At 66.4% G+C, this 14,169-nt stretch carries 15 protein-coding genes; 6 read left to right on the top strand and 9 right to left on the bottom strand.

Annotation, left to right across the window (positions count from 1 at the left end; genetic code table 11):
- Positions 1–25: 25 nt before the first annotated feature.
- The gene (locus KBZ14_RS10720; protein ID WP_255118324.1) at positions 26–2,353 is read right to left on the bottom strand and encodes a beta-glucosidase family protein; all 2,328 of its coding nucleotides are present in this window, start codon (positions 2,351–2,353) and stop codon (positions 26–28) included.
- Positions 2,354–2,436: 83 nt separating this feature from the next.
- Between KBZ14_RS10720 and KBZ14_RS10715 the strand changes: the two genes are divergently transcribed.
- Genes KBZ14_RS10715 through KBZ14_RS10705 form a run of 3 tightly spaced genes read left to right on the top strand, consistent with a single transcriptional unit; the run spans position 2,437 to position 4,617 of the window.
- Positions 2,437–3,012, top strand: a complete 576-nt coding sequence (locus KBZ14_RS10715; protein ID WP_255118323.1) for an esterase/lipase family protein — start codon at positions 2,437–2,439, stop codon at positions 3,010–3,012.
- A 31-nt stretch (positions 3,013–3,043) separates the two neighbouring features.
- Positions 3,044–4,135 (top strand): glycosyltransferase family 2 protein, encoded by a 1,092-nt coding sequence (locus KBZ14_RS10710; RefSeq protein WP_255118322.1) that lies wholly within the window; start codon positions 3,044–3,046, stop codon positions 4,133–4,135.
- The gene (locus KBZ14_RS10705) at positions 4,105–4,617 is read left to right on the top strand and encodes a glycosyl-4,4'-diaponeurosporenoate acyltransferase CrtO family protein (RefSeq protein ID WP_255118321.1); all 513 of its coding nucleotides are present in this window, start codon (positions 4,105–4,107) and stop codon (positions 4,615–4,617) included. The genes KBZ14_RS10710 and KBZ14_RS10705 overlap by 31 nt, the downstream gene beginning before the upstream one ends.
- Here the strand turns inward: KBZ14_RS10705 and KBZ14_RS10700 are convergent.
- Positions 4,572–4,910, bottom strand: a complete 339-nt coding sequence (locus KBZ14_RS10700; RefSeq protein ID WP_255118320.1) for a helix-turn-helix domain-containing protein — start codon at positions 4,908–4,910, stop codon at positions 4,572–4,574. The two genes, KBZ14_RS10705 and KBZ14_RS10700, sit on opposite strands and share 46 nt — an antisense overlap.
- 620 nt (positions 4,911–5,530) lie before the next feature.
- Between KBZ14_RS10700 and KBZ14_RS10695 the strand changes: the two genes are divergently transcribed.
- Complete coding sequence (locus KBZ14_RS10695) at positions 5,531–6,010, top strand: helix-turn-helix domain-containing protein (RefSeq protein WP_255118319.1); 480 nt, start codon at positions 5,531–5,533, stop codon at positions 6,008–6,010.
- Positions 6,007–6,195 (top strand): hypothetical protein, encoded by a 189-nt coding sequence (locus KBZ14_RS10690; protein WP_255118318.1) that lies wholly within the window; start codon positions 6,007–6,009, stop codon positions 6,193–6,195. The genes KBZ14_RS10695 and KBZ14_RS10690 overlap by 4 nt, the downstream gene beginning before the upstream one ends.
- A gap of 25 nt (positions 6,196–6,220) precedes the next feature.
- Here KBZ14_RS10690 and selD read toward each other — a convergent pair whose 3' ends face one another.
- The 7 genes from selD to KBZ14_RS10655 form a co-directional block, all read right to left on the bottom strand.
- Positions 6,221–8,299: a selenide, water dikinase SelD gene (selD, locus tag KBZ14_RS10685; protein ID WP_255118317.1), complete on the bottom strand. Its 2,079-nt coding sequence runs from the start codon at positions 8,297–8,299 to the stop codon at positions 6,221–6,223.
- Between the two features lie 6 nt (positions 8,300–8,305).
- The gene (locus tag KBZ14_RS10680) at positions 8,306–8,521 is read right to left on the bottom strand and encodes a hypothetical protein (RefSeq protein WP_255118316.1); all 216 of its coding nucleotides are present in this window, start codon (positions 8,519–8,521) and stop codon (positions 8,306–8,308) included.
- Positions 8,522–8,582: 61 nt separating this feature from the next.
- Positions 8,583–9,353 (bottom strand): amino acid ABC transporter ATP-binding protein, encoded by a 771-nt coding sequence (locus KBZ14_RS10675; RefSeq protein ID WP_315856143.1) that lies wholly within the window; start codon positions 9,351–9,353, stop codon positions 8,583–8,585.
- Entirely contained in the window at positions 9,350–10,573 is a 1,224-nt protein-coding gene (locus KBZ14_RS10670; protein WP_255118315.1) for an amino acid ABC transporter permease, read from the bottom strand. Before KBZ14_RS10670 ends, KBZ14_RS10675 begins: the two co-directional genes overlap by 4 nt.
- Entirely contained in the window at positions 10,573–11,574 is a 1,002-nt protein-coding gene (locus tag KBZ14_RS10665; RefSeq protein WP_255118314.1) for an ABC transporter permease subunit, read from the bottom strand. The genes KBZ14_RS10670 and KBZ14_RS10665 overlap by 1 nt, the downstream gene beginning before the upstream one ends.
- Positions 11,574–12,638 (bottom strand): amino acid ABC transporter substrate-binding protein, encoded by a 1,065-nt coding sequence (locus tag KBZ14_RS10660; protein ID WP_255118313.1) that lies wholly within the window; start codon positions 12,636–12,638, stop codon positions 11,574–11,576. The genes KBZ14_RS10665 and KBZ14_RS10660 overlap by 1 nt, the downstream gene beginning before the upstream one ends.
- 96 nt (positions 12,639–12,734) lie before the next feature.
- Positions 12,735–13,433, bottom strand: a complete 699-nt coding sequence (locus KBZ14_RS10655) for a GAP family protein (protein ID WP_255118312.1) — start codon at positions 13,431–13,433, stop codon at positions 12,735–12,737.
- A 198-nt stretch (positions 13,434–13,631) separates the two neighbouring features.
- On the opposite strand from KBZ14_RS10655, the gene KBZ14_RS10650 reads away from it, so the two are divergent.
- The gene (locus KBZ14_RS10650; protein WP_255118311.1) at positions 13,632–14,165 is read left to right on the top strand and encodes a YqhA family protein; all 534 of its coding nucleotides are present in this window, start codon (positions 13,632–13,634) and stop codon (positions 14,163–14,165) included.
- Positions 14,166–14,169 lie beyond the last annotated feature (4 nt).

Below are 14,169 nucleotides of genomic sequence, written 5' to 3'. Positions count from 1 at the left end.
AGCTGGGCTTCCTCCAAGGCCGGGCTTAACGCCCCAGAACGGTGCGGGCGAAGCTGAGCTCCACGCCGATGCCCACCTCCTCCACGTGGCGAGCCACCACAAGGCGATGGCACCCCTGTTCCAGCACGAAGCCATCACAGCCTTCATCAAAGAAGGCCAGGCGCCGCAGCGGAACCGCCAGGGCAACGGGCCGCCTCTGGCCAGGCTCCAGGCTCACCCGACAGAACCCAACCAGCTGCCGGGCCGGACGCTCCACTTCCACGCCGGGTGGCTCGACATACAACTGCACCACTTCCTCGGCAGCCATGGGCCCGAGGTTCGCCAGCCGTAGCGCCACCTGGAGCACCGCGCCATCCGGACTGCGCTCCACGCTCAGACCCGAGGCCTCAAATCGGGTGTAGGAGAGGCCATAGCCGAAGGGAAAGGCTGCCGGGTGCTGCTCCCGCGCCAGCCGGCGGTAGCCGTGCCAGAGGTCGTAGGTGATCTGGCGAGCCCGCGGATCGAACGGCGGCAGATGCCCATGGGCGGTGGGCAGCGCAAAGGGCATCCGCCCGGAGGGCGACACCCGGCCGAACAGCACATCCGCCAGGGCTTCGCCCCCCTGCATGCCGGGGTACCAACACAACAGCAGGGCCGGTACCAGCTGCCGCCAGGCCTCGCACAGGATCGCCCCACCCCCCATCAACACCACCACCGTGCGGGGATTGGCCGCCGCAACCGCACGGATCAGGGCCTCCTGCCGCGGCTCGAGGTTGAGGTGCGTGCGGTCGCCGGAGGAGAAGTGCTCGCCAGGCCGCAGCGACCCCAGGCTCGCCATGGCGGCCATCAGCCCCGCCAACGGCGTCCACCAGGGCTGTAGCCGCTCTCGGCCGAACCGACGCAACAGCTGCTCGGGGGGCGGCATCTGGCGCAGGCTCGGGGCAATGTCGCCGGTGTGGATGTGTTCCCCCTCATGGCGCCAATCCAGGCCCACCACCAAAACGGCGGCATCCGCTGCTGCCGCCAGCGCCGCCGCCGCCGCCACGTTGCGGCCATCGCTGTAGTGGATCGCCAACTCCGGCGCCGCCGCCCGCAACCCCTGCAGGGGTGTCACCACTGAGCCAGCGGCGGGGCGCGTATCCGAGGAGCCCCGATCCCCCAGATTGGGCACCGCTGCCAACGCGCCGATCACCGCCAAGGAACCCAAGCCCCGCAACGGCAACACCGCCCCCTCGTTGCGGAGCAGCACCATCGCCTTGGTGGCCGCTTCCCGCGCCAAGGCCCGGTGCCGCGAACAGGCTCGCAGGGCGGTGGGGTAGGTGCCCTGGGGCAGCGTTAGCTGGGCCCGCAACAGCCGCAGCACCGCGTCGTCCACCCGGGCCAGGGGCACCTCGCCACGGGCCAGGGCCTGGGGCAGGCAGGCCTCAAACATCATCCGAAAGGGCATTTCCAGGTCCTGCCCGGCCAGCAGGGCCTTGGTGCCATCGCGCAGGCCGAAGATGAAATCGGTGAGCACGAAGCCACGGAAGCCCCAGCGGCCCTTGAGGATCTGGCCCAGCAGCTGGGGATGCTGGCCGCACCACTCGCCATTCACGCTGTTGTAGGCGCTCATCACCGCCAGGGCGCCAGCTTCCACGCAGTCGCGGAATTGGGGCAGGTAGAGCTCATGCAACACCCGTGGTGTGGCCTGCACATCCACCTGGAAGCGGGCACTGTCGATCGAGTTGAGGGCAAAGTGCTTCACGCAGGCAATGGCGTGGCGCTGCACCCCCCGCGTCATGGCCGCCCCCATGAGGCCCACATGCACGGGATCTTCCCCGTAGGTTTCCTGGGCCCGTCCCCAGCCGGGGTGACGCAACAGGTTCACACACACCCCGCCAAACAGGTTGGCCCCGAAAGAGCGGGCTTCCTGCGCCATCGCCTCACCAACGCGCTCCTCCAGGGCCGGATCCCAGCTGGCACCCCGGGCCATCGGTGGCGGGAAGGTGGTGGCTCCCCCTTCAAGAATCACGCCACGGGGGCCATCGACAAAGTGAAGCCCCCCCAGCCCGAGGCGCGGCAACTGGGCAGCGGGCCAGGGATGCTGGTGCAGGCCATCCCGCAGCATCGTGTCCGCCAGGCCAGGCCAAAAAGCTGTGTCGCCATCAAGCATGGCCAACTTCTCGCCCAGGCTCAGCTGAGCCAGGAGCGCGCGGGCCCTCAGCTCCAGCGTTTGCGGCTCGGGAGTGGTTGCGGGATCGGGGCTGGGCACATCGGCAACGTAAAAACCCGCCAGAACCGCGCCGGCCAGCGCCGCCAATCCGCTGCAACCCACGGGCAAACCCGCTGCAGGGGCGGTTTTCCCCTGCCTGGGGATGGCCCCAGCCCAGGCCATGGGCCCTTCAATGCAGAGAGCGCGCGCAGCGGAGGCCCACGGAGCATCCACCAACCAGCCAGGGTCATGGCACCACTCCACTGGTGCTGGTCCATGGCCTGTGGGACACACCGCAGCTGTTTGAACGGCTGGAGCAGCATCTGGCCGGCCGGCGGGAGCAGCTACTGATCCCCCATCTGCCTCAACGGCTGGGCCTGGCACCGGTGCGGGAGCTCGCCGCCCAGCTCGGACTGCAGATCGAAGCCGCCTACGGCCACCAGCAACCGGTGGACCTGCTGGGCTTCTCCATGGGTGGAGTGATCAGCCGCAGTTGGATCCAACTGCTGGGGGGCCACCAGCGCACCCGGCGCTTCATCAGCGTGGGCAGTCCCCAGCGGGGAACCCTTACCGCCGGGCCCTGGCCCCGCTGGCCCCTGGCGGGCATTGCCGATGTGAAGCCGAACAGCCCCTTGCTGGAGCAACTCAACCGCGACCTGCACACCCTGGAGCCGGTGGACTGCAGCAGCTATTACTGCGCGCCGGATCTGATGGTGATTCCCGCGCGCTCCGCCCTGCTGCCGGTCGGCCGCAGCCAACAGCTGCCCGTGCTTAGCCACCACCAGCTGCTACGCCATCCGGCAGCCCTCTCACCACTGGTGCAGGAGCTGCTGCGGCCATGAGTCTGATCCACGTTTTGAGGGGTATCCGCTGATGGCCGCCATGGGCCTGGTGGGCGTATCGCTGTTGGTGCGTTGGGTGCTCGGCTGGCTGCTCTGCCTGCACATCCGGCGCCTGCCCCAAGAGCCCCTGGCGGGAGCGCCCCGGGTGTCGGTGCTGATCCCCGCCCGCAACGAGGAATCCAACCTGCCGCACCTGCTGAGCGCCCTGCACCGCCAGAGCCTGCAGCCCGTGGAGGTGATCGTGGTGGACGACCACTCCAGCGACGCCACCGCCACCATCGCCCGCCAAGCCGGGGTCACCGTGGTGCAACCGCCGCCGCTGCCGGAGGGCTGGTGCGGCAAAACCTGGGCCCTGCACAACGGCGTGGCGGCCAGCCACGGCGACGTGCTGGTGTTTCTCGACGCCGATACCGAACCCAGGCCCAGTTTCCTGGAAACCTTCGTGGCCGTGCACCAGCAACGGGGCGGGCTGCTGTCGGTGCAACCGTTCCACCGCACGGAAAAGCCCTACGAGCAGCTCTCCGTGCTGTTCAACCTGGTGGGATTGATGGCCGTTCCCCTCGGAGAGGGGGTGGGGGTGGCCTTCGGGCCCGCCATGGCCACCAGCCGCCGGGATTACGACCGCAGTGGCGGCCACGCGGCCGTGGCGGGCAAGGTGGTGGAGGACTGGTTCCTGGCCCACTGCTACGAACAGGCTGGCCTGCCGGTGAGCGCCTACATCGGCAAGGGCCAACTCAACTACCGCATGTACCCGGGTGGCCTGGGGGACATGGTGGTGGGCTTCGACAAGAACTTCGCCACCGCCGCCGGTGAGGTGCACTGGCCCTGGATGCTGGCAGTGGTGCTCTGGCTCTCCGGCCTGTTCTGGGCTGCCTGGTGCCTACCGGCCTCGCTCCTGGGCTGGCCGATGGTGGGCGACCCCAGCCCCCTCGCCAACGTGGTGCTCTACGTGACCTTTGCCCTGCAACTGCTGGTGGTCACCCGCCAGGTGGGGAGCTTTGGCTGGATCAACCTGGTGTTTCCCGTTCCAGTGCTGTTCTTTCTGGGGGTGTTCGTACTGGCGATCCTGAACCTGGAGCGGGGCACGATCCGATGGAAGAACCGCCAAGTCCGCACCCGGTGAGCGGCCCCCTGGCGAGCCTGCTCTGCGCAGCCGGCTGGCTGCTGTGGAGCCTGCTGGTGGGCTACATCGGCCATCGCCTGCCCGCCAGGAGCCTGGAGCGCGACAGCTGGCTCACCCGCCCTCGCCCCTGGGGGGAAAGCGCCGCGAGCTATGAGCAGCGGCTGGGAATCCGCCGCTGGAAACGCTGGCTACCGGATGCCGGAGCAACCTTTACCGGTGGGGTACGCAAGGCCAGCCTGGTGGGCCGTGATCCAGGCACCCGCAGGCGGCTGGTGCAGGAAACCCGGCGCGCCGAACTGGTGCACCTGGGGCTCTGGCCCTTCTGGCTGGTCACAGCCCTGTGGCTCCCACCCACCGGGGTGCTGCTGAATCTGCTGTTCGCCACGGCCTTCAACCTGCCCTGCCTGTGGGTGCAGCGCTTCAACCGGCTGCGGCTTCAGGGGCTGGCCAACACCACCAGGGATTCGGCCTCGGGGTGTTGAGCTCTGAACTGGCGATCGTCCTGAGCGCGGCGGCTGGTGTGGCGGAAGTTGGCGAGATTGACACCGAAAAAGTCCTCGAACAACACATTCGTTTGCGCCAGCTCCGGCAATCCGCAGGCGAGCACCTGGGCCAACAGATTGGCGGCTGGCGCTTCGGTGATGGCGCGGTAGAGCTGGCTGAGGCGATAGGTCTGCAGGGCCTCCAGCGGTGTTTTTCCACGGCAGTGGCGGAAGCAAAACCCCAGGCAAGCCTCACTGACCCCAAGGGACCGGGCTACATCCACAATCACCAAGGGTTCGGGATAGTGCCTGGAGAAATAGGCATTGGCCTGGGATACGATCGCAAGGCGGTGTTGCGAATCCAGGGATTGGCACGCTTCCTGAGGAACACGACTCTGAAGGATCAAGGGCAAAACTCCCTGCCCTAGGACAGGGCAAGCGATGGAAAATCTCTCGTTTCTCGCCGGCGGCCTGCTGTACGGAGTTCCGGCAATCTTTGGCCGAAACGGGTTGCAGTGGCTGTGGCCTGCTTCTCGGCGGTGACCTGAAGCGATCAGCCAGCCATCTCCTTGCTTCTTTTCTAGCAAGCAATATTCACTCCCAATAGCGAAAAGTCACGAGCCTGCGAAACGTTGCAACCCTACTCAGAACTTCATCAAGTTCTGAAATCAAGACCCCCAGATCCAAGCCATAAAAAAGCGGGGATTTCACCCGCCATCGCCTCCCCCTCAGGAGCCTGCACCCACTCTGGCCCAGGAAGCAGACCATGGCAAGAACCACAGAATCTGAGCGGATTCAGCGAGAGATTCGTCCGTAGAGCCTGATACAGATCACATCATCCACAACCTGCCAAGCCAAAGCCGTCTATGACAGGGACAAGGAGGCCAGGGCCTTTCAGCCCCTGGACCCAACCATGGCTCTACGCCAACTCAACCCACGGGTTGTTCACCGCACAGACAGCACTGACGTGATCACCCTGGCGATGGAGTATTTCGCCCGGTTCTTTGCCCAGCCGATTGCGATTCCCGCCATGGCACAGGCCTTGGGCGTAGGCCTCAGCACATTGGAATACCACTTCGATCGCTACCGCGGACGCACCACCTTCCAGGCCCTCATCCATTACCGGCTCAACCGCCTGTGTGATGCCATCAGCCACAACCCCAGCGCACGGCTCACCGATCAGGCCGCCAGCTGTGGTTTCAACTCCGTGTGCGAAGCCAACCGGGAGTTCATTGCCAACTTCTCCCAGAACCTGGTGCAGTACAGGGATCAATGCCTGAAGGTGGAACTGTGGCGGCAAACACAATCTGCCGATCCCGAAGAGATGCTGGAGATGGTTCCCGCAGGCCCTCAAATCTGTAACAGTGAAAGTCGGTTCCACCGTGACCCATGACCCTGCGCATCCTCAGTCAGGACGGTGATGGCCACTGGCGGGAGGAAAACAGCAAGCATGATCTACTCCGCACCCGCCTGACCCTGCAGGCCAAAGCACTGATCACGGGGCGTTGTTACCGGCTACTCAATGCCGAGGGCCTTGTGATCGCTGAAATCGGTGGAGAATCTCCCACCCACTGTTGAGTCTTATCAGGCCAGTTGAGCCCAGTCAGCCCATCACCCGGCCGATCACCGCCGCCCCTGAGAAACCCTGCCGCCGCAGGGCTGCCACAGCCTCCGCGGCGCGATCGGCAGGCAGAGCGGCTAGCAACGGTCCACAGGTTTGCGGGTCAATCAACAGGGCCAGCTGCGCGGCATCGGCGGGGCCCCTCAGCTCCACCGGCCCATCGAGCAGCCGCAGGGCCCGGGCGTTGAATGGTGCCAAGGTGCTGGCCAAACCGAGCTCTAGCAGGGGTAGCGCACCGGCCAGCGCTGGAATAGCCCCCGCATCCAGCTGTACGCGGCTGGTGGGTGCCAACATCTCGCCAAGATGGCCCAGCAGCCCGAAACCGGTGATGTCGGTACAGGTCCTGCAGCCGTGATGGCGTAGCAGCTCCACCAGGGGGGCCTGGCTTTGCTGCATCAGCGCCAGGGCCTGGTCGAGCCAGCTGGGCTCGGCCGTCCCGGCCATCGCCGCGGCAAACAGCACCCCCGTGCCAATGGGCCGGGTGAGCACCAGTAGCTGCCCCGCCTGCAGGGGCCCCTTGGGCCAATGGCCCTGGGATGGCGCGCTGCCATTCACCGTGAGGGACAGGCTCAGGCCTGCACCATCGCGCCCCTCGAGGGTGTGGCCTCCGATCAGGCGCGCTCCCATGGGGCCCAGCACAGACTTCACACCATCCAGGGTCTGCACCAGCAGGGTTTCCTGGAGGGCCGGTGCCTGCTGGGGCAGGGTCACCAGGGCCTGCACTGACTGCACCTCGGCGCCGCTGGCCCAGAGATCGCTACAGGCGTGCAGGGTGGTGAGGCGGGCATTGAGCCAGGGGTCGTCTACCAGGGCCGGAAAGCCATCCAGGCTCTGGAGCAGCCACTCCCCGCCGGCGCCATGACCTACCAGGGCTGCATCCTCCGCAGCAGGCAGGGCGCCATCGGGCCGTAGGCGTGCCAGGGCGGCCTCCAGGGGTGCAGCGGGCAACTTGGCCGCACAGCCGCGGCAGGCCATAGGCTCGCCACCCGCAGGGGTCATGGCGGCCATGCCGCTGAAGCCCGCCATGAACTGGCGATCAATCCGATCCTTCCACTGCCAGAGGCACCGGCTGGGCCCCAGGGCCCAGGGGCCGAAAAAGGCCAGGGCTCTGGCACCACCGGGATACCCGCCGCCATCACCGAGCAGTTGCAGGGCCCTGGCCTGGGGCCGCCAGGATTGCAGTGCCGTGCCTGGCCGCTCCAGGGCCTGCTGGAGATTGGCCGCCAGCAGGGGGGCGGCACGCACGGCCCACACGCCGGAAGCAGGCCGGGGATCGGCCTGGATCAGGCCACAATCACCCACCGCAAACAGCCGCTCCTGGCCGAGCACCTGCAGGCTGGCGTGGGTGAGCACCCGGCCAGTGGCCGGCTCCACCGGCAAGCCGCTGGCGGCCAACCAGGCCGGAGCGTGGCTGCCGGTGCAGGCGAGATCAGCCGCTGCATCCGCTGCCACTTGGCGCTCCACGGCAATACCGGCCTGGGCCAGCAGCCGCTCGCCCGCCCGGTTGGCCGCTGCAGAGCCCAAGTGCAGGGCCGCCCCCCGCAGCAACAAGCGGGGCGCCAGGCCCCGGGCCCGGAAAGCCAGGGCCAGCTCCACCGCGGCGGCGCCGCCGCCCCGGATGCGCAGCTCGCTCCCGGGTTCTTGAGCGCGGCTCCAGGCCAGGAAAGGCTCGAGTGGCTTCACCGCCATGGCGGCATTGGCCTGCGCGGTCACAGAGCCCAGATCCAGGCTGAGGGCATCCCAGCGCAAGGGGGGCCGCCCCTGCAGCTCCAACTCCCGCAGCTCCAGCTCCAACCCAGTGATCTCGGCCTGAAGGAACGTGACACCCACCTGGCCGCAGAGGCGCCGCAGATCGATGGAGCAGTCTTCGGGTTTGTAGAGACCCGCCACCAGCCCCGGCACCATGCCCGAATAAAGGGCGGTGCTGTGGCGGCTCACCAGAACCACCTGCGTAGCTGCTGATTTCAGCCGAGGCCGCATGGCCCAGCGACGCAGCAGGAGCGCGTGGGTGTGGCCGCCCCCGGCCAGAACGAGCAGCTGTTGCGGAACCTGCGGATGCACCGCGGCCTAATCAACGGCCAGCTGGCCGTCGTCATCCCAGCTCAGCAACGAGGCCAAAGAGGCAGTGCACACGGAACGGTTCACACCGGCGATGCGAGCCGGACCGTTCACAAGCGGAATCAAACGTCCGAGCTGGCCGGTGATGCGCTCCGAGGCCGCTGCGTCCGCGTCGTCATGACCGGACGGAGAACCCACGGATGGATGAATGCCGCGATCAGCCATGGCACCGCCTCCGCGGCTTACCAATGACCAGAGTGTAGGGATCTACTGACAAGTGCCCCGCTCAGGCGATCTGCCTGAGGAACTGCCGGCTGCGCTCGTGGCGGGGGTTGGTGAAGAACTGGTCCGGCGCGGCCATCTCCACCACCTGGCCATCGGCCATCAACACCACGCGACTGGCCACCTGGCGGGCGAAGCGCACCTCGTGGGTCACCACCACCATGGTCATGCCCTCGCGGGCTAGCTCCTGCATCACCTCGAGCACCTCCTGCACCATCTCGGGGTCGAGGGCACTGGTGGGTTCATCGAACAGCATGATCCGCGGTTCCATGCAGAGCGAGCGGGCGATCGCCACGCGCTGCTGCTGGCCTCCCGAGAGCTGACCGGGATGTTTATGGGCCTGCTCAGCGATGCCCACCCGCTCCAGCAACTCCAGGGCCTGGCGCTCCACCACAGCCTTGGAGCGCTTGCGCACCAGCACCGGAGCAAGGGTGAGGTTCTCCAACACCGTGAGGTGAGGGAACAGGTTGAACTGCTGGAACACCATGCCCACCTCCTGGCGGATCGCATCGATGTTGCGGACGTCGTCGGTGAGTTCCATGCCATCCACCCAGATGGATCCCTTCTGGAAATCCTCAAGGGCGTTGAAGGTACGGATGAAGGTGCTCTTGCCTGAACCGGAGGGCCCCATGATCACCACCACTTCCCCCTGGTGAACGCTGAGATCCACGCCACGCAGGGCGTGGAAGCCGTTGGGGTACCACTTCTCGACCCCACGGGCCTCAATCATCACGGCCCCGGGGGCGGAGCCGGCGCTGGCAGGGGTGCTGGTCATCGGGCGGGGTTGGCGGTGGGGTTGAGGCGGGTTTCAAGGGCACGGCTACCCAGGCCGAGGGCGGCGCAACCGCACCAGAACAACAGGGCCAGCACCAGGTACACCTCGGCGTTCCTGCCCAGGAAAGCCGGATTGGCCATCACCGTGCGGGCCGTGCCGAGCAGATCCAACAGGCCAATCAGCGACAACAGCGTGGTGTCCTGAAGCAGGGAGATGAACTGGCCAACGGTGGCTGGGAGGGCCACCCGCAGCGCCTGGGGCAGCACCACATGGATCAGGGCCTGGGGCAAGGGCAAGCCCAGGGAGCGAGCGGCCTCCAGCTGGCCCTTGGGCAGGGAGGCCAGGCCGGCCCGAACGGCTTCCGCCACGTAGGCAGCGGCGAAGAAGGTGAGTACCCAGGCCGCCCGCCACACCCGATCAGGCGCCAGGCCACCGGGCAGCAGGAATCCCAGGATGTTCTGGCCCAAGAACAACAGGGTGATCAACGGCGCCCCGCGGATGAACTCGATGTACACCACCGAGCTCCAGCGCAGCAGTGGCAGCTCGCTGCGGCGGCCTAGGGCCAGCAGGATCCCAAGGGGGAAGCACAACAGGATGGCAAAGCTGGACTCCACGAGAGTGAGCAGCAGGCCGCCCCATTCCGAAGGGGACACCTGGATCAAGCCCAGGCCACCACTGATCAGCACCATGCCCGCGAAGTAGAGGAGGGGCCAGATCAGCGGCACCAGCCGGCGAGCAGGCGGCGGGATGCGCAGGGCCCAGCGACCCGCCGCCCAGCGCGTCGCCACCAGCAGGGCGGCCTCCAGCCACCAGCGCAGCTGAATGGCGAGGCTGAGCTTGAGAAAGAGGGGGGCCAACACGGCCAGGGCCAGCACCACCGCCACGGCGATGCGGTCGTTGCGCGGCCAGAGCTGATCCACCCGATCGAGCCGCGGCAGCCCCCGCAGCAACCCCCAGCTCAAGCCAGTGGCCCCCACCAGGAGGGTGGTGAGCAACCAGAGGCGCCACTGCTGCTCGAGGGGGTAACGCCCCACGGCAAACAGGGTGCTGTTGGCCTGCAGCACGGCCCATTGGGCCTGAAACAGGGCCCACTTCACCAGGGCAATGGCCACCGCCAGCAGAAACCCGATCAGGCCAATGGAGATCAGGCCATCCAGGGGGCTGGAGAACAGCTCACGGCGCAGCCGCTGAAGGGGAGAGGAGGGGAGAGCCGTTCGCATCAGCGTTCCTTCAGTTGCACCATGCGGTTCAGGCCATTCATCAGGGCCGAGATCACCAGATCGATCACCAGGTAGGAACCCAGCAGCACCAGCACCACCTCCACGGCCCGGCCGGTCTGGTTGAGGGTGGTTTCCGCCACGGAATAGAGATCGGCATAGCCGCAAGCCACGGCCAGGGAAGAGTTCTTGGCCAGGGAGATGTACTGGCTGTTGAGACCCGGAACAATCACCCGCAGGGCCTGGGGCAGCACGATGCGCTGCAGGGTCTGCAGGGGGTTGAAGCCCAGGGAGTTGGCGGCTTCCCACTGGCCCTTCGGCACCGAGGCCACACCGCCCCGAACCACCTCAGCGATGAAAGCGGCGGTGTACACCACGAGGCCCGTGAGCAGGGCGCCGAACTCCACCGTGAGCCGCAGCGGCGCATGCCACACCCCGCCATCGAGATGGGGCCCCTGCCACTGCAAGTGCCAGAGATCACTGAACCAGGCCAGATACAGGCCCGATTTGGCCAACACCAGCCCCGGCAGCTGAATGGCACTGGTGCCATTGGGCAGAGCCAGGAACACCACGAAGTACCAGAACACCAACTGCAGCAGCAGGGGGATGTTGCGGATCAGCTCCACATAGATCCGGGCCAGCCGCTTGAGCAAACCGTTGGAACTGAAGGAGGCCATGCCCACGGCCGTGCCGAACAACGTGGCCCCAACCAGCCCCAGCAGCACCACCCGCAGGGTGTTCACCAGGCCCGCCAGTAGGGCCCGCCAGTAGGGAAGGCTGGCGTCAAAGGGCAACAGGGTTTCAGACACATCGAAACCGGCTGGATTGCCCAGCCAGCTCCAACTGAGCAGCAGCCCGGCGGCGGTGAGGTTGCGCACCAGGTTGCCCACCAGGAAAGCCACCACCACCAGCACCACCAGGCCAACGGCCGCCTGCACGATCCCGGGGATCAAGCGGCGGTTGCGCCACCAGGGGGTTACGGCTGAAACCGACGACGGGGGCATCAGCGGAACGGGGGCGAATAGATCAGGCCGCCCTCCTTCCACTGGCGGTTGGAACCGCGCTCCAGCTTGAGCTTGGAGCCCATACCCACGTTGCGCTCAAAGATCTCGCCGTAGTTTCCGGTGGCCTTCACCGCCTTCACCACAAAGTCAGCGGGCAGGCCCAGCTGTTTGCCGAACTCTCCCTCCACCCCCAGGAAACGCCGCAGGTCGGCCTGGTTGGGGTTGGCCTTGGCCTCAGCCAACTTGGCGTCGATGTTGGCCTGGGTGATGCCCAGCTCCTCTGCCTGCATCAGGGCATAGATGGTCCAGCGCACCGCATCGGCCCAGGCGGGATCGGCATTGGTGGTGGCTGGGGTGAGGGGCTCCTTGCTGAGCACCTCCGGCAGCAGGGTGTGACCAGCCGGATCTGGGAAGCTGGTGCGCTTGGCCGCCAATTGGGAGCGGTCGCTGGTCACGGCAACGCAACGCCCTTGCAGATAGGCGGCGTAGGTCTGGTCGCCGGTCTGAAACTTGAGGGGGGTGTAGGCAGCCTTGAGCTCGCGCATGCGATCAGCAAGGTTGAGCTCGGTGGTGGTGCCGCTCTCCACGCAGATAGGCTTGCCGGCCAGATCCTTCAGGGCCTTCACGCCGCTGGCGTTGGGCGTCATGACGCCCTGGCCGTCATAGAAGGTGGTGGGCGCAAAGCTGAGGCCGTTACCACCGGCTGCATCGCGGCTGAGGGTTTCCGTGGTGTTCCTGGAGAGCAGATCCACCTCGCCACTGGCTAGAGCGGCAAAACGCTCGCTGGAATTGAGGTCGCGGTAGTCCACCTTGCTGGGATCACCGAACAGGGCAGCGGCCGTGGCCTTGCACACATCCGCATCGAGGCCGGTGTACTGCCCGTCCGACCCAACAAAACTGAATCCCGGCAACTTGCCATCCACGCCGCAGATCAACTTGCCGCGGGCCTTGATGGTGGCGAGCTTCTGGCTCTGAATCCCACCACCGCCATCACTGGCACAACCCACCAGGGCCAACGAGACCATCAGGGGAAGCGATGCGGCAAGTCTGCGCAGCAGAGGCATTGGGCCCTAGGACGTTCGGCGCAGTTTGCCAGCAGATCCCCTGGGCTGGAGCGTCATCGGATGCAGAGCCAGCGGTGGCCCTCGGGATCAGCCCCCTCAGCTGACCACCGCCGTGAGCTGAGAGAGGCCTTCAATGCCCTGCCAGCCGAGGTAGAGCCCCAGCACCAGGGCAAACACACCCACGAGCCATTCGGCACGGTGCACCAACCAATCGTTGAGGCGCGTGAGCGGTTCGCGCAGACGGCCGCCACTGAAGAGCCACAACAGCGGAGGCAACAACAGCAACGACGTGGTGACAGCCACAAACACCAGGCCCACCTCGAGATCCCCCCGCAGCCCGGTGTGATTGGAGAGCAACATGCCGCCCTCCTTGACATAGAACACCAGGTTCTCGGGGCTCACCAGGGCACAGCCTGCCCCTAGGCCCATCAGGGGCAACCAGTCCAGCTCGGGCAACTGGCCCATTAGTTGCATGGCCCAGCCCTCCTCGCCCAGGGTCACCGCCGGGGTGAGCTGGAACAGCCCCAGGCCGATCAAGGCACCGGCGCCGATCAGATCCATCAGCACCTGGCCGCGGGTGCCCAGGTGCATGGCCCAACTGAAGCGCCCCCCCACCAGCACCACCGCGCAGAGGGCACCGCCATTGGCGAGCATCCAGCCGCTGAGATAAGTGGCGCAGCGCAGCAAGGGCTGGCGCCCCAGCAACAGCAAGGCCACCAGGGCGATGTTGATGGGGCTGAAGGCAATCCCCAAACCGAGTGCAATGGTCTGGGTGAGCCAGTGAAAAGGAAGCATCGCCGGATTCTGGCAATCAAGTCAGCAGGGCCGCGCGCAAGGTTGCGGCGGTGCACCCCTCCACCCGAATCCCCATGGGGGTGGCTTCCGTGTGATGGCGATGGCCCCGTCGGATTGGCTGGCCATCGCTCTCAGCCCCTGGAAGCATCAGCCCGAACAGCGCCGCGGCCTAGGGTCAAGCCAGGCATTCGACACGGCATGGGTCGCAGTTCATCCGCCCTGGAACGCCGCTTCGAGCGCTGGCTGTGGAAGTTCCGGCTGATCTCGATCGTGCCGGTGGTGATGAGTCTGGTGAGCACGGCAGCCTCCTTCATCTGCGGCACCCGAGAGATTGTGCACGCCTTGCTGTTGCTGGCAGATTCCGCTCCGGACGACAGCAAGAGCATCGCGAAGCTTCTCGGGGTGCTGGTGGGAGGCGTGGATCTCTATCTGATCGGCATTGCCCTGCTGATCTTCGGCTATGGCGTTTACGAACTGCTGATCTCGGATATCGAAGCGGCACGTAAGCCTGGAGATACGGGCGCCAATGGCTTGCTCGACATCCGCAGCCTGGATGCCCTCAAGGAAAAGCTGGTGAAGGTGATTGTTGTAGCTCTGATCGTGTCGGCTTTCAAAGCCATGCTTGTGTTGCCCATTGACAGCGCCACCAACCTGCTGATCTTCAGTGCCAGCGTGCTTCTGCTGGCACTGAGCGCCTTCCTCGTGACCGGCGGCAAGAAGCTGACCCACTGATCGC

The organism is Synechococcus sp. HJ21-Hayes, assembly GCF_024345835.1.
Taxonomy (GTDB): domain Bacteria; phylum Cyanobacteriota; class Cyanobacteriia; order PCC-6307; family Cyanobiaceae; genus Vulcanococcus.
The sequence above is the reverse complement of the archived record's forward strand: the minus strand, read 5'-3'. Positions and strand labels throughout refer to the sequence as shown.

Excerpts from the sequence above, each read along its gene's own strand:
- KBZ14_RS10710 (WP_255118322.1), top strand. The coding sequence starts at position 3,044 with ATGGCCGCCATGGGCCTGGTGGGCGTATCGCTGTTGGTGCGTTGGGTG.
- KBZ14_RS10660 (WP_255118313.1), bottom strand. The coding sequence starts at position 12,638 with ATGCCTCTGCTGCGCAGACTTGCCGCATCGCTTCCCCTGATGGTCTCG.
- KBZ14_RS10670 (WP_255118315.1), bottom strand. The coding sequence starts at position 10,573 with ATGCGAACGGCTCTCCCCTCCTCTCCCCTTCAGCGGCTGCGCCGTGAG.
- KBZ14_RS10665 (WP_255118314.1), bottom strand. The coding sequence starts at position 11,574 with ATGCCCCCGTCGTCGGTTTCAGCCGTAACCCCCTGGTGGCGCAACCGC.
- KBZ14_RS10680 (WP_255118316.1), bottom strand. The coding sequence starts at position 8,521 with ATGGCTGATCGCGGCATTCATCCATCCGTGGGTTCTCCGTCCGGTCAT.
- KBZ14_RS10695 (WP_255118319.1), top strand. The coding sequence starts at position 5,531 with ATGGCTCTACGCCAACTCAACCCACGGGTTGTTCACCGCACAGACAGC.
- KBZ14_RS10650 (WP_255118311.1), top strand. The coding sequence starts at position 13,632 with ATGGGTCGCAGTTCATCCGCCCTGGAACGCCGCTTCGAGCGCTGGCTG.
- KBZ14_RS10720 (WP_255118324.1), bottom strand. The coding sequence starts at position 2,353 with ATGGCCTGGGCTGGGGCCATCCCCAGGCAGGGGAAAACCGCCCCTGCA.
- KBZ14_RS10675 (WP_315856143.1), bottom strand. The coding sequence starts at position 9,353 with ATGACCAGCACCCCTGCCAGCGCCGGCTCCGCCCCCGGGGCCGTGATG.
- KBZ14_RS10705 (WP_255118321.1), top strand. The coding sequence starts at position 4,105 with ATGGAAGAACCGCCAAGTCCGCACCCGGTGAGCGGCCCCCTGGCGAGC.
- KBZ14_RS10655 (WP_255118312.1), bottom strand. The coding sequence starts at position 13,433 with ATGCTTCCTTTTCACTGGCTCACCCAGACCATTGCACTCGGTTTGGGG.
- KBZ14_RS10690 (WP_255118318.1), top strand. The coding sequence starts at position 6,007 with ATGACCCTGCGCATCCTCAGTCAGGACGGTGATGGCCACTGGCGGGAG.